The organism is bacterium (genome assembly GCA_016716565.1).
Lineage (GTDB): Bacteria > Bacteroidota > Ignavibacteria > Ignavibacteriales > Ignavibacteriaceae > IGN2.
The window spans coordinates 492,350-512,158 of record JADJWC010000003.1; the positions used below are offsets into that span (position 1 = coordinate 492,350).

General features: G+C 35.5%; 18 protein-coding genes, 1 tRNA gene and 1 pseudogene. 7 read left to right on the top strand and 13 right to left on the bottom strand.

The window, feature by feature from the left end; translation table 11 throughout:
- Positions 1 to 7 precede the first annotated feature (7 nt).
- Positions 8 to 1,201, bottom strand: coding sequence for a hypothetical protein (locus IPM14_14415; protein MBK9099281.1), 1,194 nt, complete (start codon positions 1,199 to 1,201; stop codon positions 8 to 10).
- A 580-nt stretch (positions 1,202 to 1,781) separates the two neighbouring features.
- Between IPM14_14415 and IPM14_14420 the strand changes: the two genes are divergently transcribed.
- From IPM14_14420 to IPM14_14440, 5 genes and pseudogenes are all read left to right on the top strand, one after another.
- On the top strand, positions 1,782 to 2,951 hold the full coding sequence (locus tag IPM14_14420; protein ID MBK9099282.1) for an acyl-CoA dehydrogenase family protein: 1,170 nt from the start codon (positions 1,782 to 1,784) through the stop codon (positions 2,949 to 2,951).
- Positions 2,952 to 2,966: 15 nt separating this feature from the next.
- Positions 2,967 to 4,439, top strand: coding sequence for an IMP dehydrogenase (guaB, locus tag IPM14_14425; GenBank protein MBK9099283.1), 1,473 nt, complete (start codon positions 2,967 to 2,969; stop codon positions 4,437 to 4,439).
- Between the two features lie 26 nt (positions 4,440 to 4,465).
- The gene (locus IPM14_14430) at positions 4,466 to 5,743 is read left to right on the top strand and encodes a glycosyltransferase family 4 protein (protein MBK9099284.1); all 1,278 of its coding nucleotides are present in this window, start codon (positions 4,466 to 4,468) and stop codon (positions 5,741 to 5,743) included.
- Positions 5,744 to 7,017, top strand: a pseudogene (gene purD, locus IPM14_14435) (phosphoribosylamine--glycine ligase). It begins immediately after the preceding gene.
- A 77-nt stretch (positions 7,018 to 7,094) separates the two neighbouring features.
- On the top strand, positions 7,095 to 8,690 hold the full coding sequence (locus IPM14_14440) for a DNA polymerase III subunit alpha (GenBank protein MBK9099285.1): 1,596 nt from the start codon (positions 7,095 to 7,097) through the stop codon (positions 8,688 to 8,690).
- A 10-nt stretch (positions 8,691 to 8,700) separates the two neighbouring features.
- On the opposite strand, the gene IPM14_14445 is transcribed toward IPM14_14440, so the two are convergent.
- The 5 genes from IPM14_14445 to IPM14_14465 all read right to left on the bottom strand — a co-directional run bounded on the left by IPM14_14445 (position 8,701) and on the right by IPM14_14465 (position 10,172).
- A complete protein-coding gene (locus IPM14_14445) occupies positions 8,701 to 8,958 on the bottom strand; it encodes a hypothetical protein (GenBank protein MBK9099286.1) in 258 nt (85 codons plus the stop codon).
- Position 8,959: 1 nt separating this feature from the next.
- Positions 8,960 to 9,145, bottom strand: coding sequence for a hypothetical protein (locus IPM14_14450; GenBank protein ID MBK9099287.1), 186 nt, complete (start codon positions 9,143 to 9,145; stop codon positions 8,960 to 8,962).
- 2 nt (positions 9,146 to 9,147) lie between these two features.
- A complete protein-coding gene (locus tag IPM14_14455; protein ID MBK9099288.1) occupies positions 9,148 to 9,711 on the bottom strand; it encodes a rhodanese-like domain-containing protein in 564 nt (187 codons plus the stop codon).
- 137 nt (positions 9,712 to 9,848) lie between these two features.
- Positions 9,849 to 9,934 (bottom strand) — tRNA-Leu (locus IPM14_14460).
- A 1-nt stretch (position 9,935) separates the two neighbouring features.
- Complete coding sequence (locus IPM14_14465; GenBank protein ID MBK9099289.1) at positions 9,936 to 10,172, bottom strand: GIY-YIG nuclease family protein; 237 nt, start codon at positions 10,170 to 10,172, stop codon at positions 9,936 to 9,938.
- Between the two features lie 394 nt (positions 10,173 to 10,566).
- On the opposite strand from IPM14_14465, the gene IPM14_14470 reads away from it, so the two are divergent.
- Positions 10,567 to 10,773 (top strand): hypothetical protein, encoded by a 207-nt coding sequence (locus tag IPM14_14470; protein ID MBK9099290.1) that lies wholly within the window; start codon positions 10,567 to 10,569, stop codon positions 10,771 to 10,773.
- Between the two features lie 32 nt (positions 10,774 to 10,805).
- Positions 10,806 to 11,012: a hypothetical protein gene (locus tag IPM14_14475; protein ID MBK9099291.1), complete on the top strand. Its 207-nt coding sequence runs from the start codon at positions 10,806 to 10,808 to the stop codon at positions 11,010 to 11,012.
- 69 nt (positions 11,013 to 11,081) lie between these two features.
- Here the strand turns inward: IPM14_14475 and IPM14_14480 are convergent, their stop codons facing one another.
- The 7 genes from IPM14_14480 to IPM14_14510 all read right to left on the bottom strand — a co-directional run bounded on the left by IPM14_14480 (position 11,082) and on the right by IPM14_14510 (position 19,784).
- A complete protein-coding gene (locus IPM14_14480; GenBank protein MBK9099292.1) occupies positions 11,082 to 12,785 on the bottom strand; it encodes a glutamine--tRNA ligase/YqeY domain fusion protein in 1,704 nt (567 codons plus the stop codon).
- A 17-nt stretch (positions 12,786 to 12,802) separates the two neighbouring features.
- Complete coding sequence (locus IPM14_14485; GenBank protein MBK9099293.1) at positions 12,803 to 13,012, bottom strand: hypothetical protein; 210 nt, start codon at positions 13,010 to 13,012, stop codon at positions 12,803 to 12,805.
- Positions 13,013 to 13,235: 223 nt separating this feature from the next.
- Positions 13,236 to 14,261 carry a glutamate--tRNA ligase gene (locus IPM14_14490; protein MBK9099294.1) on the bottom strand — a complete coding sequence of 342 codons (1,026 nt, stop codon included), beginning with the start codon at positions 14,259 to 14,261 and terminating at the stop codon, positions 13,236 to 13,238.
- Between the two features lie 78 nt (positions 14,262 to 14,339).
- On the bottom strand, positions 14,340 to 14,780 hold the full coding sequence (locus IPM14_14495; GenBank protein MBK9099295.1) for a response regulator: 441 nt from the start codon (positions 14,778 to 14,780) through the stop codon (positions 14,340 to 14,342).
- A 132-nt stretch (positions 14,781 to 14,912) separates the two neighbouring features.
- Entirely contained in the window at positions 14,913 to 16,694 is a 1,782-nt protein-coding gene (locus IPM14_14500) for a response regulator (GenBank protein ID MBK9099296.1), read from the bottom strand.
- 203 nt (positions 16,695 to 16,897) lie between these two features.
- Entirely contained in the window at positions 16,898 to 18,910 is a 2,013-nt protein-coding gene (locus IPM14_14505; protein MBK9099297.1) for a helix-hairpin-helix domain-containing protein, read from the bottom strand.
- Positions 18,911 to 18,929: 19 nt separating this feature from the next.
- A complete protein-coding gene (locus IPM14_14510; protein ID MBK9099298.1) occupies positions 18,930 to 19,784 on the bottom strand; it encodes a hypothetical protein in 855 nt (284 codons plus the stop codon).
- Positions 19,785 to 19,809 lie beyond the last annotated feature (25 nt).

Consider the following 19,809-nt stretch of genomic DNA (forward strand, 5'->3'; position numbering starts at 1 on the left):
TCAAAATTTAAAATGGATGAGCTTTATGGGGACCCAAAGAGAAAATTAATTGAAGATTGATAGTTGTTTCACTATCACTCTGAGTTCCATCAGCGTAGTTGAAAGAAAGATTCTGAACACCTAATCTGAGTGCGAGAGTTTCTTCAAATGGGTAGTAACCGAACCATCCCTCAATGCCTGAAGTTTTATTTTTATCATCGTTTGCAAGTGTGTTGTAATACAATTCATCGCCAATTATTCCATAAGTGAAATCATATTTTGCACCGACACTGAATATTTTATTAAACTGATAATCAACGTAAATGAAAGCTCCGAAGGTGTTAATGTCTTCCTGAAAATCTAAGCCAAGATCATTTGTCCGGAGAACATTGCGATTATTCCACAATGCTTCACCTTGAATTGTCAGGGCAGTGTAAGAGTTGGGTCTGTATTTGTATTTGAAATCAACTCCACCGTATAAATAATTTAAAGATTTATTCTCAGGAAGTGCTGTTGAGTCTTCAGATGTATAAAAATCTGCTTTTGAATAAACTCCATAAGATCCGCTTAATCCAAATTCAAGATTGCTGAAATCACCCAAAGGAAAAAATGATCCAAGTCGTCCAACAAAAATTGGACTGTTTCCTCTTTCTAATTCAAAATGATCTTCTTCTTCGCCTTCGTGATCTTCTTCATGTTCATGATCATGTTCATTTACTAATGCATCGCCTTTGAAGATTCCCAAATCAAGAGTTGTATAAATATCTCCTGTTGGGAGAATAATACTGAAATCAGCACCAACATCATTAAATCCTTCTTCACCAAAATAAATCTGCTGATATAATGGTCTGTAAATAAACGACCAGGCGTGAGGATGAATTGTATTAATTTTTCCAAATCCTAATAAATATTTTCCAGCTTTTATTTGAATATCCAGCGGTAATCCCCGGACAATCTGCGCATAAATCTCTTCACCGTGGAATTCTCCATCATGAAAAGCAACATTGAAAGTTGCGCGGGCGTAAGGATTTAGATAACCGTCAACAAATAATTCGAACTCCGGAAGATCAAAATTTAATTTTCCATACTCCGGTGTATCTTTAATAAAGTTTGTAAATGTGTTAAATGTGCCTATCGCACTTATATCCGGGTTTATCGAAGTTTGTGCTGACGCAATAGTAAACCCAAAAACAATCAGAACTGAGAAGATCAGATTCTGCATAAAATTTCTCCTTTAGGTTAATAAACTTAATGAATCTTTTTACGACAAAAGAAAACGAGAGATAAAATTCGAGAGCTTAGCAGAAAAAAGGAGGTGCTCTTAGCTGATTTGTTGAATTGAATAATTTAGTTATTAGTGAATGTTCTAAACTGAGATCCGTGTATGAATGAAAGTTCAGGTGAAAATCGCAAACAGATGTTATGTAGATAGTATATGTGTGAAGTGAATTAAAATTTTGATGGATGAAACATCCAAACCCGGAATTACCAGCTTTGTGTTGTGAGGTTGAATCGCTATTGAAATTAAAAACTGCAGTACTTTTAAAATCAAAATTGTGATAATGAAAAATATTTATGGAAAAAATGAACAGGTAGCAAAGCAGAATTATACTTGCAGCAGAAGAACGGTATTTAATTATGGAGTTTTTCACAATACGGTAGGCAAGTTTTGACAAATTTGGTTAATTATCAAGTTAATATTTTCAACAGAACTTTAACCTTAGCAGGAATGTTTTAATTGTATATCAAAGTGTGTTTTGATAGATTTGATAAATAAATTTTTATTCCTAAAATCATTAAGTATGAAGAATTTTAAAGGCGTAGATTATTATAATATTGAGTCCCTTCTATCTCCGGAAGAGATAATGATTCGGGATACTGTTCGCGAATTTGTATCAGATGAAGTAATTCCAATAATAGAAAAGCATAACAGAGAATCCACATTTCCAATGCATCTTGTGTCGAAAATGGCTGAATTGGGATTATATGGAAATACACTTCCTCAAAAATATGGTTGTGCAGAACTTAATTATGTTTCATATGGTTTGATTGCACAAGAACTTGAAAGAGGAGATAGCGGAATAAGAAGTTTCGTTTCAGTTCAAAGCTCATTAGTAATGTACCCAATCTTCAAGTTTGGAAGTGAAGAACAGAAAGATAAATGGCTGCCACTTTTAGCGAGTGGAAAAGCAATTGGCTGTTTTGGTTTAACAGAACCAGATTATGGTTCTAATCCTTCAGGGATGGTTACTAAAGCTGAAAAAGTCGATGGCGGTTATGTTCTGAATGGAGCAAAGATGTGGATTACAAATGGAACACTCGCTGATGTTGCCGTAGTATGGGTAAAATTGAATGGAGTTGTACGAGGATTTTTAGTTGAAAAGGGAATGAAAGGATTTACCGCACCAGAGATGAAAGGTAAACATTCTCTCCGGGCATCAGTAACTTCAGAATTAATTTTTGATAATGTTTTCCTGCCTGTAACGAATCTTCTTCCAAAAACTGAAGGATTAAAAAACGCATTAATGTGTTTAAATCAGGCGAGATATGGTATTGCCTGGGGAGTTGTCGGTGCGATGATGGCTTGTTATGACTCATCTCTGAATTATGCAAAGAGCAGGAAACAATTTAGCAAGCCGATAGCAGGTTATCAGATGACACAGGAAAAACTTGTTTATATGTTAACTGAAATTACCAAAGCTCAGTTACTTAATTTGCAGCTCGGAAGACTGATGGATAAAGGCGAAGCAAAACATGTTCACGTTTCAATGGCGAAGAGAAACAACTGCGAAAAAGCACTTGAGATTGCAAGGATAGCTCGAGAAATTCATGGTGCAAACGGAATTCTCGATGAATACCCGATAATGCGGCATTCAGCAAACTTAGAGTCCGTTAAAACATATGAAGGCACCCACGAAATGCATACACTTATTCTTGGCGAAGACATAACAGGAATCCCAGCATTTGATTAACTAACAGGAATCACTATGAATGATAAATTCAAAATAGAAGAAGCTCTTACTTTTGATGATGTTTTATTGGTTCCTGCAAAATCATCCGTCCTTCCTCGGGAAGTTGATGTTACTACATATCTTACTCCTGAAATAAAACTTAATATTCCGATTATTTCAGCCGCGATGGATACCGTTACTGAATCAAATCTGGCGATTGCTTTAGCAAGAGAAGGTGGTATAGGGATTCTCCATAAAAACATGAGTATCGAAAGACAATGTGAAGAAGTTGATAAAGTTAAAAGATCAGAAAGTGGGATGATAAAGGATCCGGTTACTCTCTCGCCCGATAAGACAATTAGAGAAGCGTTGGAGTTGATGAAAAAGTACAGTGTTTCAGGCATACCCATAGTTGATAATTCAAAGAAACTAGTCGGCATTCTCACGAACAGAGATTTGCGCTTTGAACCGAATGAAAAGCTGAAAGTCTCACAGTTGATGACAAAGGAAAACCTTGTCACTGCTCCATTAGGAACTACTTTAGAGAAAGCGGAAAAAATTCTTCAAAGGTATAAAATCGAAAAGTTGCCGGTGGTTGATAAAAGAGGAATTCTAAAAGGATTAATTACCTTTAAAGATATTATGAAGAAGAAGAAGCACCCAAATGCTTGCAAAGATGAACATGGTAGATTAAGAGTGGGAGCAGCAGTGGGTGTTACCAAAGATACCTTTGAAAGAATTCATGCATTAAGTTTAGCAGGTGCTGATACAATAATAATCGATACAGCCCATGGTCATTCAGCTGGAGTAATTAAAACTATTAAGGAAGCAAGGGAAAAATTCAGATATATTCAGTTAATAGCTGGTAATATAGGAACTTACGAAGCATCACTTGATTTAATAAATTGTAAAGTAGATGCCATAAAAGTTGGAATTGGTCCTGGCTCGATTTGTACGACAAGAGTAATAGCCGGAGTTGGAGTACCTCAGATTTCAGCAGTAATGAATTCGTACCGTGCAGCAAAAAAATATGGAATTCCAGTGATTGCAGATGGTGGAATTAAACAGACTGGTGATGTGGCAAAAGCATTGGCTGCGGGAGCACACAGTGTAATGATTGGAAGTCTCTTTGCAGGTGTTGAAGAAAGTCCGGGGGAAACAATTTTATATGAAGGAAGAAGCTTCAAATCATACAGAGGAATGGGCAGTCTCGGTGCAATGAAAGAGGGAAGTAAAGACAGATATTTTCAAGATGTTGAAGATGATATAGCCAAATTAGTACCGGAAGGTGTTGAAGGAAGAGTTCCTTACAAAGGTCCATTAGAAAATACTATTTATCAGTTAGTTGGTGGACTAAGAGCAGCAATGGGATATTGCGGAGTTAAAAATATTGAGGCTCTAAGAAAGAATGCTACCTTTGTTAAAATAACTTCTGCAGGTTTAAAGGAAAGTCATCCACACGATGTAATAATTACCAAGGAAGCTCCTAATTATCAGGTTAAATCATAGGCTTCTATAAAGGGCGATTTATAATAATGCATAAAGTTCTTGTTATTGCTTACTATTTCCCTCCAATGGGTTTAAGTGGCGTACAACGCACACTTAAATTTCTAAAGTATTTGAAAAATTATGGCTGGGAACCGACGGTAGTTACAACTGCTGAAGTTGCATATTTTGCTCATGATAATTCACTTCAAAAAGAATTGGATGAAACCGGGATCAGGGTAATCAGAGTTTCTGGTGCTGATCCAAATTCACTATTATCAAAAAAAGGAACCGTAAAACTTCCCAGTGAGTTTGTTCGTAAAACATTCAACAGACTCAGCCAGATATTTTTTATTCCTGATAATAAACTTTCTTGGTCTAAAATAGCTTACAAAAAAAGCGTAGAACTTTTATCGAATGAACATTTTGACTGTATATTTATTTCAGGACCACCTTTCAGTCAATTTGATGTTTTCAGTGAAATTAAAAAAACTCACAACATTCCTTTAATTCTTGATTACCGAGATCTTTGGGTTGATAGCTATTTTTCTTTTTACCCAACTCCATTTCATAGAATTGCACATAAGAAAAAAGAATACCGGGCACTTAAAGCAGCAGATATAATTATTGCAACTAATAGGAAGCTAAAAGAAAATCTAATCAATAATTACAAATTCTTAACATTTAACGATGTTACAATTGTTTCCCACGGTTATGATCAGGAAGATTTTGATAACATCTCTCCTCAACCCAAACCCCAGAATAAAATGGTTCTCATGTATTCTGGAATATTCTTAGTCTACAGCACGCCCGAATATTTTCTAAAAGCATTTAAGCAACTCTCAATTGAAAGAACTGATATCGCCTCCAACATTGAACTTCATTTCGTAGGATTTTTAAGGAAGGAAAATCAAAAGTTGATTCGCAAATTAAATCTTCAGTCCTTTGTTAAAGATCATGGATATGTCAATCATGCAGAATCAATTGCAAAATTAAAATCTGCTGATATTTTATGGTTCATGGTAGGTAAAAGAAAAAATATTGATACAATTCTTCCCGGGAAAGTATACGAATATATAGGTTCAAAGAAGCCAATTATCGCATGTGTGCCTGAAGGTGCAGCGAAAATAGCAGCCACTGAATACAAAGCCGCTTTTATTACGGAGCCTGATAATATTGAACAGATCAAGGATACGATAATACATGTTTATAATCTGTATAAGGAAGGGAAATTACCAACTCCCGATGAAAAGTATGTGGAATCATTCAGACGTGATTTGTTAACCGAGCAGCTTGCAAAACAAATGAACAAAGTACTCAGAGTGTAAATGAATGTAGCTATAATTGGTTCCGGTGGAAGAGAGCATGCGCTTGCACTTAAAATTAGAGAAAGTTCTCAATTAACAAATTTATATATCATTCCCGGTAATCCTGGAACGAAATTTCTTGGTGATAATATACAGATTGATATCTCCGATCATTCAAAGATTATCGAGTTCTGTAAACAAATAAACATTGATCTTGTAGTTATTGGTCCTGAACAGCCTTTAGTTGAAGGTCTTGCAAACATATTGAGAGAAAATAAAATAAATGTTTTCGGTCCGAATAAAGAAGCCGCTCTGATAGAATCTTCAAAACATTTCGCTAAAAAAGTAATGAAAGATGCTGGAGTTCCTACTGCAAAATATCTTCCATTCACTTCCAATATGTTCGAACCAGCAAAAGAGTATATAAGAACAAAGAAATATCCCTGTGTAATTAAAGTTGATGGCTTAGCTGCTGGCAAAGGTGTTTTTGTCTGTCAGAACTCGCAGGAAGCAGAGGAAGCTCTTAACCTGATTTTCATGATAATGTATTTAAAGAATCAGGAGAGAAAGTTCTTGTCGAGGAATTTTTAACAGGGGAAGAAGTATCTGTGTTTGCCATTTGCGATGGCAATGATTTTGTTTGTTTGCCAGCATCCCAGGATCATAAAAGAATTGGAGATAATGACTCTGGAAAAAACACTGGCGGAATGGGTGCTTATGCGCCGGCACCTATTGTGACACCCAAAATGTTTGAAGAAATAAAAAACAGAATTTTGTATCCCGTAGTAAAAAATCTTAATAAAAGAAATGCAAGTTTCATTGGATGTCTTTATGCCGGTTTGATAATTACAGAAGTAGGACCAAAAGTAATCGAGTTCAACTGCAGGTTTGGAGATCCTGAAACACAAGTCGTTCTGCCGGTAATTAAAGGTGACTTTCTTCAATTACTTTATACAGCTGCGCTTGGCCAAATCGATAAAGCAGCAGTTGAATATAATGGTGGTTCATCGGTTTGTGTTGTTGCCGCTTCAAAAGGTTATCCGGATTCATACGACAAGGGATTTGAAATAACCGGACTTGATGAATTACGAGCTGACATTATTGTTTATCATGCAGGCACAAAAGAAGTTAATGGAAAAATTATTACTAATGGGGGAAGGGTGCTTGGTGTTACATCAGTATTACCAGATTTTAATTTAACTTTGGCAAAAGATCTTGCCTACAAGGCACTTGAGGGTATTCAATTTAAAAACATTTATTATCGCAAAGACATTTCAGATAAAGCGTTCAAATAATATTTCAATCATATCTGTCTTTCTCTTCTAAAATTTTATTAATACATTTCTTTATAAAATAACTTTCATAATTTCAGATGATTCCGCTTCACGTGCATTCAAATAATACTTTTTTGGAAGGAACTATTTCTGTCGATAAGCTTATTCAAAGAGCATCTGATTTCGGATTATCGTCGATTGCTCTAACAGATAAGAATTCAATGCACGGCACAATCCAATTTTACAAACTTGCAAAAGGAAAAAAGATCAATCCAATTATCGGAAGTTTGATTGATACTCCTAAGAACCCAAAGGAGTATATAATTCTTCTTGCAAAAAACAGCAGAGGATATTCTGAATTATGCCAAATTATTACTTCAAGGAAATTGAATGATGACTTTAATATTAATAGTCTGTTGCTGAAAAAGCTGGATAACTTTTTTATTCTTACTCCATCAATTGAAATTGTTAAAGACATTCAACCCACAGAAAACATTTTCATCGAACTGATTGCTGCTAAAAGTGAAAAAAGAAATAACAGGATGCGATACCAGTTTGCCGAAGAGAAGGGATTCAATATAGTTGCAGCAAATCCAATTTACTTTCTAAATAAGGATGATTATCTGCTTCATAAAGTACTTACTGCAATCAGATTGAGAAAAAATATTGACAATCTTCAAAGTGAAGATATTGCAGATGAGGATTTTTATTTCAAAGATCCAAAACTTATTGAAAGTGAGTGGAGAAATATTCCGCTGGCATTACAAAACTCTGAGATGATTGCAAAAGATTGTAATGTCGATTTAAAATTAAACGACTACAAGTTTCCGGTTTATTCCACTCCTGAAAATATTTCAGCTGATACAATATTATGGAACGAATCCTTTAAAGGTATCGAAAAAAGATTTAATCACATTACTGATGTAGCAAGAAAAAGAACTGAGATGGAACTATCCGTTATAATTGAAATGGGATTTTCAAATTATTTCTTGATTGTATGGGATATTGTGAATGAAGCTAAGAAAAGGGGAATGATGACTATAGGAAGAGGTTCAGCGGCGAATAGTCTCGTCGCGTATTGTCTTGGAATCACACAAATTGATCCGCTTGAACACAATCTTTACTTCGAAAGATTTTTAAACAAAGCCAGAAGTTCTCCGCCTGATTTTGATATTGACTTTTCTTGGAAGGAACGTGATGAAATCATAAAGTATATTTTTGAAAAATATGGATACGAAAGAGTTGCTATGATTTCAACAACGGTGACTTTTAGAGCAAGGTCAGCATTCAGAGAAGTAGCAAAGGCTTTTGGTTTTACTAATGAAGAGATATCAAAGTTTAGCAGGAAAATTCCGTGGACAGATGCGGCAAACCTTCCTCATCTTGCAGAGCTTTTTCCTGAATCAAAAAAATTGAACTTCAAACAGGAACCGTGGAAAACTATTGTAAATATTGCCTCACAGATTGCAAGATATCCAAGACATATTTCAATTCATCCCGGTGGGATAGTAATCACTCCAACAAAAATAACCGACTACGTTGCACTTGAGTACGCAAAAAACAAAGGTCTCGGGCTAATCGTTACACAACCCGATATGTATTCAATTGAAGATTTGGGATTGATTAAGATTGATATACTTAGTCAGAGATCACTTGGCGTGTTAAGAGATACAATGGAAAGTATCAAAAATTAAGAATGAATATTTACTGTTTTGATAGAGAAAGAAAATTAGAATCGAATTTAATTAATATCAGTCCAAGTATCAGCAAACCAACATTTTCTAAAATTTTTACTAAACCCACTTTAGCGCCATCAACAGTTCCGAAACAACCGCAGTCAATATCTAATCCTCTTGCAACACTAATTATAATCGCAATGATAAATACTAAAAGCAAACTGCTAAGAATAGCAGAATTCTCTTTTACCGAAACTCCAAAAATCAGAAGGACACCAGCAACCAATTCAATCCACGGAAAAGCAATCGCAAAAGTTTATTGTAAAATCCGGCAGCAGTTTATAATTATATATCGATTGAGAAAACAAGTTGAATCTGTTACTTTTAGTTATGGCAGCCAAAACAAAAATAAAACCAAGGAAAATTCTTATACAGAGCAGTAGATATTTATTTTCTAAAAATTTATTTACCATAATTATTCAGAAGATTTTTCAGTAGGGTAATTTGCTTCGAGCCATTCATTCCAGCCACCAAAGAAAACATAAACCTGTTTGTAACCTTGTTCAAAAAGCAAATTCCCGAGGAGAATACTCAAGTCACATTCAGTACCCGCACAATAAATTACCATCGGTTTTTCTTTGGACAGAAGCTCAAACTTTTGTTTATGATTATCTAAATCGTCAAATGGAATATTTATGGAATTTGTGATATGTCCTGCGATAAAATCTGCTTCATCTCTAGCATCGACAAACTTAACGCCTTTTGTGTAGAGTTTATAAGCCTGTTCGAGTGTTATGGCCTGAGGTTCTGTAAATGCTACGATCTCTTTAATTTCTTCAGTGGTTTTTTCTTTTTCTTCCGTAACGGGATTGTTTTCTGATTTAGCTATTTCTTCTTTTTGTTTTGCTTCAACCACTTGCTTTTCAATTTCAGTTAGTAATAAAGCTGAAGAATCTGTTTTAACGGAAATTGTATCTTCAAGTGAATTGTTGAAAAGAGAATCAGGTGCCCATTTTAATTCTATCTTTTCACGTACCAAAGAGATTCCTTTTGGATTAAAATAATTGACTATTAATCCCAGAAAAACGCTTGTTAAAATTATTCCAGATATTTTACTAACGCTAAGTTTCAGACCTTCTCCTAAAATAAAACCCTCCTCAAGAGGGTTTGAATGAGTACCGAAGGCCGGACTCGAACCGGCACCTGGTGTAAGCCAGACTGGATTTTGAGTCCAGCGCGTCTACCAATTCCGCCACTTCGGCATTAACTAATTCTTCTTAGGAACTCTTTTCCTAAACCAAACTTAAAATATTTTTCTCTTGAACGTGCATCTTTTCTTGGTAGTTGAAACTCCTTATAAATCAACTCAATAGGTCGATTAGGTCTAGTCGTTTTTTCCCGACCATCATTATGTCTTTTCAAATACCCAAGCAAGTCAAGGTTCATTCCGACATAAATGTAGTTTTTCCATTTACTTCTCATTGCATATACTGTGTACATACTTTTATGTTCAGCGTGCCTGCCTGCGGTAGGCAGGTCTACCAATCTACCTGTCGGTAGACAGGTTTCGCCACTTCGGCAAAATACTTTTTCTAAGAACTAAAATGAACCCGGCAAAATTAAAGAACTTCATCCGATATGGCAATTCCAAAACGTCAAATTATGCGTGGAATCATGTAAAATATATTCAACGTGGAAATTTCTCCTGCAAAAGTGACTCTTTATTGCTTCCAATTCTAATTCTATTACACATTTGTACAGATTAAATTGCTTTTATTGGATAAGAATTAAAACAATTTTTTTCTTCGAGTTAAAATTGTCGCTGCGTCAGTTCTGGCATTATTGTTGGCATCTAATATGAAAATATATCCATAAACAACAGGAGGTATAAAAAGTGAACAAACATCTACAGCAAAAACAAATTTTTGATTCATTCTTCAGTGATGAAGATCTGCCGCTTTTCTCGGATGAAGAACCTTGTCTTGATCCTGAATGCGTTGACAATGAACAGATATATGAAATCATTGATAACAACGGCTACGGAGATATCAGTATGAACGAACTCGAGCTGGATGATTATGATGATTTTATGGAATTATAATTTATAAATTAATTAGGAGTGAGGGATTACAAATGAAAACTTTCATCGGAAAAGAAGGTTATTATGACATTGAGGATAATGGCAACGTAATCCAGAGAATGGTTGATGGATTAGGTAAGCTAACCGGAATCATAAAAGAATATAAAGATATAAATAAGATTCCTAATCCATTCGACAGAGATGCCATCAATAACTTATTGAAAATTCTTAACCTTTATAAATTTGTCGGTCGCAGTTAACTTTTAATTTAGGAACGAAAGAAGAGATCTGTACTGAAACAAATCTGATTATCAGGAAAGAAACCTGGTCTATTTTTTCCCTGCCTGTTCAATTTTTACCCACGAATCTTTTAGTGTAACAATCCTGTTAAATACTGGCGAACCTTTTTTGCTGTATTTGGAATCAACGCAAAAGTACCCTGTTCTCTCAAATTGGAATTTATCACCAGCATCTGCGGATTGCAAAGATGGCTCAAGCTTACAACCACGTAAAATTTCAAGTGAATTCGGATTTAGAAAATCCGTAAACTCTTTTCCATCTTCTCCTTCGGGATCGGCTACTGAAAATAATCTGTCATATAATCGGACTTCAGCATCAAATGCATGTTTCGCTGAAACCCAATGGATTGTTCCTTTTGCTTTTTTCTGACTTGTTCCTGATCCGCTTTTTGTGTCAGGGAAATAAGTGCAACGTAGTTCGATAACTTTACCTGTAGTAGAGTCTTTAATTACTTCATCACACTTAATTATGTAAGCATATCTCAGACGCACTTCACTTCCAGGAAATAACCTGTGAAATTTTGGTGGCGGAACTTCTTTGAAATCATCTCTATCAATAAATATCTCCCTTGAAAAAGGAATTTTCCGTGTTCCCATTGAAGGATCTTCGGGATTGTTAACTGCATCGAGTTCCTCAGATTGATCTTCCGGGTAATTTGTGATGATAACTTTCAAGGGGTTTAGAACGGCCATTACTCTTTTGGAATGAAGATTTAAATCCTCGCGAACACTGAACTCAAGAAGTGAAACATCGATTGTATTTTCACGTTTGGCAATTCCCACACGGTCAGAAAAGTTTCTGATTGATTCTGGAGTGTAGCCTCTTCTTCTCAATCCTGAAATGGTTGGCATTCTGGGATCATCCCATCCGTCAACATATTTACCTTCAACCAGCGCGAGAAGTTTCCGTTTACTCATAATAGTATAACTCAGATTCAATCTAGCAAATTCAATCTGACGTGGCGGATAAATTTCAAGTTCCTCGATGAACCAGTCATAAAGAGGTCGGTGGTTTTCAAACTCAAGTGTGCAGAGTGAATGAGTGATTCGCTCAATGGAATCGGACTGACCGTGTGCCCAATCATACATTGGGTAAATGCACCATTTATTTCCTGTCCGATGATGTGATTTATGAAGAATCCTGTACATCACCGGATCACGCATATTCAAATTTGGTGATGACATATCAATTTTCGCACGAAGAACATATTCACCTTCTTTGAATTCTCCATTCTTCATTCTTTCGAATAGATTAAGATTCTCTTCTACAGTTCTGCTGCGGTAAGGACTTTCTTTACCTGCTTCGGTCGGTGTTCCTCTTAATTCTCTTATCTGATCAGCATTCAGTGAATCAACATAAGCTTTTCCTTTTTTAATGAGTTTTATTGCATATTCATACAACTGTTCAAAATAATCCGATGCATAATACTCACGGTCTTCCCAATCAAATCCGAGCCAGCGAATATCTTCTTTAATAGAATCAACATATTCTTGTTCTTCCTTAGTAGGATTCGTATCGTCAAAACGTAAGTTACATTTTCCTTTATAATCGATTGCTAAACCAAAATTCAGGCAAATAGACTTTGCGTGACCGATATGCAGATAACCGTTTGGTTCAGGAGGGAAGCGGGTGTTTATTTCTTTGTGCTTTCCTGAATTCAGATCTTCGTCAATAATTTCTCTGATAAAGTTTGAAGGTTTTTTAACTTCGTTTTTATTTTCTTCTTGATTCATAAAAGGATTAGAATTAGTTAGCTCAATTTCTGTAATGCTGTATTTATTCTTTTTAGTGTTTCTTCTTTGCCAAGCGTTGCGACGATATCATAAACTCCGGGGCCTTCACCAACTCCTGATACTGCAATCCTTAGCGGATGAACGAATTTGCCTTTGCTGATATTCAACTGGGTTGCCAATTCATCCAGAGCTTTTTCAAAATCTTCCTTAACAGGATTGTTAAGCAATTCAAATTTCTCTTTCAGCTTTCCGAGTAATTCTGCCGAATCTTCTTTCCATCTTTTCTTCAGATTCTGTTCTTCATAAACTTCAGGTGCAGTGAAAAGTATGTACTTTTTGTTAAGTATTCTTTTACAAATGAAACTCTTTCTTTCATTGCAGATATTATTTTAAGCAGGTAATCATCACTGTAAACATTGTCTTTAAATTCAGACTTTGCAATTTCTGATTTTAAATTAGCAGTACTTTGTAATCGGGTTTTTTGCGAAGATGTTCAAAATTAAGCCAGTTTAATTTTTCCAGATTAAAAACTGCTCCGGCTTTGTGAACTCTTTCAAGTGAAAATTTTTCAATCAACTCATTCATTTCATAAAATTCTTTGTCGTCACCGTAATTCCATCCCAGTAGTGCAACGAAATTAATCAACGCTTCTTTTAGATAGCCTTTATCTCTGTAATCTTCAACTGCAACATCGCCCTGTCTTTTACTCAATTTTGATTTATCAGGGTTCAGCAGAAGAGGGAGGTGTGCGAAAACCGGCTTTTCCCAGCCGAAATAATCATACAAAATAATATGCTTTGGTGTTGAAGACAGCCATTCTTCTCCCCTGATAACATGAGTGATTTTCATCAAATGATCATCAACTACATTTGCAAGATGATATGTTGGGTAGCCATCACTTTTTAGAAGAACCTGATCATCAATGTTCTCAGTATCAAATTCAACAGTTTCTCTAATAACATCATTGAAGGTAATTTTCTGATTCGGCTGGATATTCAATCTTATTACGAAAGGTATCGCAGAATTTAACTTCTCTTCGATTTCTTCTTTTGAAAGATGAAGACAATGTTTATCATATTTAGCCTGTGGGAGTTTCTGCTTCTGCTGTTCTTCTCTCAGTTGTTCAAGTCTCTCAGGTGTGCAGAAACAATAATAAGCTTTTTCTTCGGACACAAGCTTTTCGACAAGTTCTTTATAAATGTTCAGCCGCTCTGATTGCATATACGGACCGAAGCTTCCTCCAAAGCCTGGTCCTTCATCAAAATTAATTCCAGCCCAGTTTAATGTATCGATCAGGTTTTCTACAGCACCTTCAACAAATCTTTTCCTGTCAGTATCTTCAATTCTTAGTATCAATTTGCCATTCTGATTTTTTGCAAAAAGATAATTGTATAATGCTGTCCTCAATCCGCCGATATGCAGATAACCAGTTGGGCTTGGAGCGAATCGTACTCTCGGAGTTTTATTTATCGTCATACTTTAAATTAAACTAAAAATTTAAATGTAAAGATAACGAAGTAAATGCTTAAATAATTAAGAGGAGAGAAGCGTGGATTATTTTGCAACCAATTTTTTCTCTGTATAGTATTTTACTTTTTGAATGAATTCGTGGCTGTCAATTGGTTTTGGAATGTAATCAGTTGCACCGGCATCAAGACATTTTTCTCTATCTCCTTTCATTGCAAAAGCTGTCAGTGCAACAATAGGTGTGTCTTTATATTCATTCAGTTCCCTGATTTTTCTAGTTGCTTCAAATCCATTCATTACAGGCATCTGCATATCCATTAAAATAAGATCGTAGTGTTGTTGTTTGACTGCATCCAGTGCTTCCTGTCCGTTCTCAACAACAACTATTGAGTCGAAATCATTTTTCTTTAATAAACGGGTTACAATAATTTGTGAGTGTTTATAGTCTTCAACCAAAAGAATTTTTACAGTATCTTTTTTCTCCTTGACCTCTTCCTGCGATGATGGTTCTTCATAACGATTAATCATCTGGTTGATTGTCTGCTGAAGATCCTCGATACTCGTGCTGCTTTTCCTGAGCAGATTTTCAAAAAGACCATCAATTCGCCTGATATCTTCTTCAAAATTTTCTTTACCGGTGTAAATGATAATTGGAAGATTTTAAATGTCTCCAAGAGATTTAATTTTTTCAATAAGAGCAATTCCATCAATTTCAGGCATATCAAGATCGATTATTGCTAAATCTAGATGGATGTTTTGTATCGCATCAAGTACGCGCGTTGAATCTGAAAATGCAATTGCTTTAAATCCATTTCGTTCAACCGCTTCTTTAAGCAAGTTAAGACTTGGAATATCATCATCAACCAGAAGGATATTTGAATCCTTCCTTAAACGGTAGTTTGTCAATACTTCGATGAGATATTTGTAATTAATCGGCTTTACAAAGTACTCAACCGCACCCATCAGAAAAGCTTTCTGCTGTTCTGCTTCCACGGAACAAACAATTACCGGTGTTGATTTAGCATTACTGGTTTCCCGTATTTTGTGAAGCAGCTCTAAACCGTTTGCATCCGGTAAAACGATATCCATTAATATCGCGAGGTATTGCTCTTTCTGAATTACTTTCAGAGTTTGTTCAGCGGAGTTAACGATGGTTGGTTCATATCCCCATTTGTGAAGATAATTTGAAAGAAGTTTAGATGTTGCGTAATCGTCTTCAACAACGAGTACTTTATTCGTAAAATCAGGTTTTGGCAGGCTGCTTATCTGCTGTTCTATTATTGAAATTTCTTCTACAGGAATTGTTAAGTTGAAGGTGGTTCCTTTACCGATAGTGCTGGTAACATTCAGTTCACCATTCAAAAAGTCGACATATCTTTTTACAAGTGTTAAGCCCAGACCAGTAGTATTCCCAATTGTAGTTATGTACTGATCAGTCAATGCAAAAGGATTGAAAAGATCTTTCATCTTGTCGGAAGGTATACCCACACCTGTATCAGAAATTCTGATTGTCAGCCTGTCCTTTTCTGGTGAAAAAACAGCAACACTTATTTTTCCTCTTTCGGTTAAGCGAAGTGAATTTGTTATCAGGTTCGTGATAATATAATGAAGTTTCTGCGAGTTGCATTTTACGGATTTCGGCAATCCTTTATCGATGTTTGATATTATCTCAATTCTGTTTCGAAAATTTTTATCTTCAAATCCTTTAAGGATATCACTGAAGAAATTAACTATATTTATTTCGGTGTATTCCTCAACACCCTTAAAGCTTTCTATCTTTACCAGGTCGATCAGGTCATTCAGGAGAGAAAGCAGTTCGTATGCATTTTCCTTAAGTGTTGAAAGATATTCATGCTGTGCCTGAGATAAATTTTCCTCGTTAAGCAACGAAGCAAATCCTAAAATACTATTTATAGGTGTTCTTATTTCAGGACCTACCGTAGAGATTATCTCGCTAATAGAATAACTTAATCCGCCTTTTTTACCCATCCAGATACGCAGAAGATTTCTTATTGTATTACCTACAATGATAAGGTTATCCTTCTCAACATTTGTAAATTCACTCTTCTTTGCAATTTTAAGAATAACTCTTTCATCATCTGCAACGGGTATGTATAAGCATCCTTCAACAACCACTAAATCCGTTGCTTTGAATTCGCATTTCGGATTCATTTCAAAAGTTACTTCGTTTGAGGGATTAAGGAGTGATTCACAATTCTTACAAAATAATTCCGAGCCATCTACCAGTGATTTTCTTGCTGATGTTGACTTACCTAAAAGCTCAAAAGTTTTATCTTTAACTTTTGCTAGTACTACAGCTTCAAATTCAAATTCATTTACGAGATAATCGCAGAGATTATCAGGAAATTCCTTGGCTGTGGATAGTGCGTAGAGAACTAAATCATTGTATTTCGAGATGAAATCTATTTTTGAACTAAGCATCTATGTTCTGTCTTTTCTGTTTTAATGGTTCCCGCATTTGGGTTGAGAAGCCAAATAATGACTTCTTCTTCCCCTAACAATTACAATTATTTATTTATGTTAAATACCGTCTAATTTGTCGCTGTAAATATATTAAATAAGTTGAAAAATAGAACAAGTTTCGAAATTAAATTATTGTTCTGAGCGGAAGTGGAACAGCATAATCATAGGTTTACATCAAGCTGCACCGATACAGAGTTATCCAGATTGCCCTGTATTAAATTGTCTCCGGAACCGAGAGATCTTTCAGCCGGCTTGTAAGTTTCAGAGTATTTAGCAGAAATAGTAAATATTTTGTGAGGTCTGAAGCGTATTAACAGATACCATCTTATTCCTTCATCATAAAGCGGAACGTTTGTCAAAACGCCAGTAAGGTTATTTTCATACTCGTAAATAGCTGAATCGAAAGAATCTGTTCTGAAGAAAATAATCCTTCCGTAAACATTTAAATTGACAGATGGCGAATATCTCACATCCTGGAAGATCAAGTAACCATTTTCGTTCTCTCCGGTTGCAGCTATCCTGAATGTGTTGTATTCAAATCTTCCTCTCAATCTGATTGTGTTTGAAATTGAATAGATTAGTTCACCGCGGAAAACCTGTCTTAAGCGTTTGACAACATTTTTTGTATTATCTACTGCTTCAGTAAGATCTTTATTTTCATATTTGTATCGTCCTCTTATTTCAAATTTGTTAATCGGCTTTGAAAGGAAATCCACGAGATATTCATCCCCCTGTGTTGGAGTTGGATTAAAGAAAGTTGCATATGGAAATTTGAACTGGTCATAATAAAAATTCAAAAGTCCGATTGGAGTTCTCCATTTAAATCCCGCGTATATTCCAACTTCGTTTTGTGTCGCTCCGCTTCTTTCACCGAAAGCATAACCATGGAGACTGTAAAAATTCCTCGGATAATTTCTAAAAGAAGTAATAAAAGTAAAATTGTTGGTTATTAGAAACTGCATCATATTGATTGAAGCAACTGATATTCCATTATATGAAAATTCCCCTGAAAAATTGAATCGATTCAGAAGTAAATTATATGATACCGCAGTGTAGTTGAGTTTATCACCTGAAATATCATATACAGAAGATGGTTGAAATTCGTTGCTTATTTGTGATTGATAATAAATCATTCCAAGATTGAGAGTATTTTCATACCGGTAATCAATTCTACCTCCCATCATCTTTTCGTTTGCAGAATTTCGTTTAAGTATTTCATTGGTAGTTCTGTGAAGACCATCCACAGGAGTTGAAGTTATTTTACCCGTTGTGCTGTCAATATTAGCATCAAAATCATTGTTCGAATAAAACCCCGTGAAAACAAAATTCCCAAATCTGAATGCCGCCGCCGCTCCACGGAAAAAATTATTTTCGGTTGAACTGGTGTATGGTCTGATGTTACGATCTCGTCTTTTAACAGGAACAATTGCATCTGCTCCTTTGGAATAAGCATAAGGACTCCAGAACGTTAATCCCTGTCCGAACTCCAGTTGATAATCGAGTATAACAGCTTTCTCGAGGAAATCAAAATCATTTACTGCTATGTGAAAGGAAGAAAACTCATTGAAATCCATTTCACCGGCATCTTTATCAGCAAGATAACCAGCCTGGAACTGATTGTTATACTTAACAAGCAGTCTGTTGTATGTTTTTGGTTTTGTGCCTATGTATTTATTTTCTGAGAATCCTTTATTCATTTGGAGTGAGTTTATCAATCTGCTTCTTAAAAGAATATTTGATTGTGCAGAAATAGTCTCGAATGTTCCTGGTGGTTCAGGCTGTTCGATTGTGGGTTTCTCGACATACAGGAAAGGAGTGACTTTTTGAACAAGTGTGTTATCCAGATTCTCAACTGCATAAAGTTCATTAACAGAGAAAAAATTTCCGAACTTTTTCCGGTGTTCGACAATCAATTTTGCTGCATTGATTTCCATAATTGGTATTGATAAAAGTTCGTTCACACTTGCGGTATTCAGGTTAACAGGATTAAGCATCAGTAATTCAAGCTGTTCATACAAATCGGAATTATCAATTTCTCCAACAGGTTCTTGAAGAATGTCTTCCAGTATTTCTTCTGTCCTGAGATATGAAGAATCGGTTTGAGAAAAGGTTTCAGCGGAGACCCATATCACAAAAATGATCGATGAAAAAAATATGTGATTAGTATTCTTCAACTGTTTCTCAAATACGATTTTACTTTGAGTTGAGATAATTTCTTATTGCAGAAGAACGGCTTCCTTCTTTACCAAAGTTGATGATGATTCCTGCCTGATGAGACAAACCGAGATCCTGGTGAGTGAAAAAAGCGTAGTCAAGACTGAACATAGAATAATTGATTCCGACGCCGGCGGTAAATCTCGATGGTTCATTCGATGTTCCTGCGCGAAGAGATAAATACTCTATGATATCGTATTCAATTCCGAATTTTACAGAAGGATTATACCTGATATCTTTTTCCAGTGCAAAGTTCAATGAAAAATCATTTATGATATCATAACTTAATCCTGTTACAAGCACCATCGGAATCTGGTCATCTATATTTGCAATTGTTGCTCTGTTAAGATTATCAACAGAAAATCCCCAGCGAAGTTGATCGAGAATGTAAACCAATCCGCCGACATTTACATAAAACGCGCCTGTGCTACCATAATTCTGTATTGAGTAATTGTGATAATTAACTGTGATTCCAGCGAACAGAATATTTTCGTAATTATAAGAATATCCCAGAGCGACTCTGGATTCGCGGTAAAGATCAAAACCGTACGTCATACCACCGATACTTAATGAACCAAAATTAAGTGGTTCATTGTATGCGATGTATCCGTTTGAAAGCTCACTCAATCCGAATGGAGCGGGTGAGTAGTAAATGCCGACTTCTCTCCAATCAAATTGTGAGAGACCGGCAGGATTGCCAAAAATTGAGAATACATCATTAGCTAATGCAACATCGGAGTTAGCCATTGAAATTTGCCTGGCACCTGGTGCGTATTGTGCAAAGGTTGATATGGTGACTGCACTTAACAGCCAAAGGGTAAAAAGTAATCTCATTGTGTGTGAATTTTAATTTGTTGAG

Bases quoted from the DNA above. Each gene is read 5' to 3' on its own strand.
- IPM14_14415 (MBK9099281.1), bottom strand. From the start codon at position 1,201: ATGCAGAATCTGATCTTCTCAGTTCTGATTGTTTTTGGGTTTACTATT.
- IPM14_14420 (MBK9099282.1), top strand. From the start codon at position 1,782: ATGAAGAATTTTAAAGGCGTAGATTATTATAATATTGAGTCCCTTCTA.
- guaB (MBK9099283.1), top strand. From the start codon at position 2,967: ATGAATGATAAATTCAAAATAGAAGAAGCTCTTACTTTTGATGATGTT.
- IPM14_14430 (MBK9099284.1), top strand. From the start codon at position 4,466: ATGCATAAAGTTCTTGTTATTGCTTACTATTTCCCTCCAATGGGTTTA.
- IPM14_14440 (MBK9099285.1), top strand. From the start codon at position 7,095: ATGATTCCGCTTCACGTGCATTCAAATAATACTTTTTTGGAAGGAACT.
- IPM14_14450 (MBK9099287.1), bottom strand. From the start codon at position 9,145: ATGGTAAATAAATTTTTAGAAAATAAATATCTACTGCTCTGTATAAGA.
- IPM14_14465 (MBK9099289.1), bottom strand. From the start codon at position 10,172: ATGTACACAGTATATGCAATGAGAAGTAAATGGAAAAACTACATTTAT.
- IPM14_14475 (MBK9099291.1), top strand. From the start codon at position 10,806: ATGAAAACTTTCATCGGAAAAGAAGGTTATTATGACATTGAGGATAAT.
- IPM14_14480 (MBK9099292.1), bottom strand. From the start codon at position 12,785: ATGAATCAAGAAGAAAATAAAAACGAAGTTAAAAAACCTTCAAACTTT.
- IPM14_14490 (MBK9099294.1), bottom strand. From the start codon at position 14,261: ATGACGATAAATAAAACTCCGAGAGTACGATTCGCTCCAAGCCCAACT.
- IPM14_14495 (MBK9099295.1), bottom strand. From the start codon at position 14,780: ATGATTAATCGTTATGAAGAACCATCATCGCAGGAAGAGGTCAAGGAG.
- IPM14_14500 (MBK9099296.1), bottom strand. From the start codon at position 16,694: ATGCTTAGTTCAAAAATAGATTTCATCTCGAAATACAATGATTTAGTT.
- IPM14_14510 (MBK9099298.1), bottom strand. From the start codon at position 19,784: ATGAGATTACTTTTTACCCTTTGGCTGTTAAGTGCAGTCACCATATCA.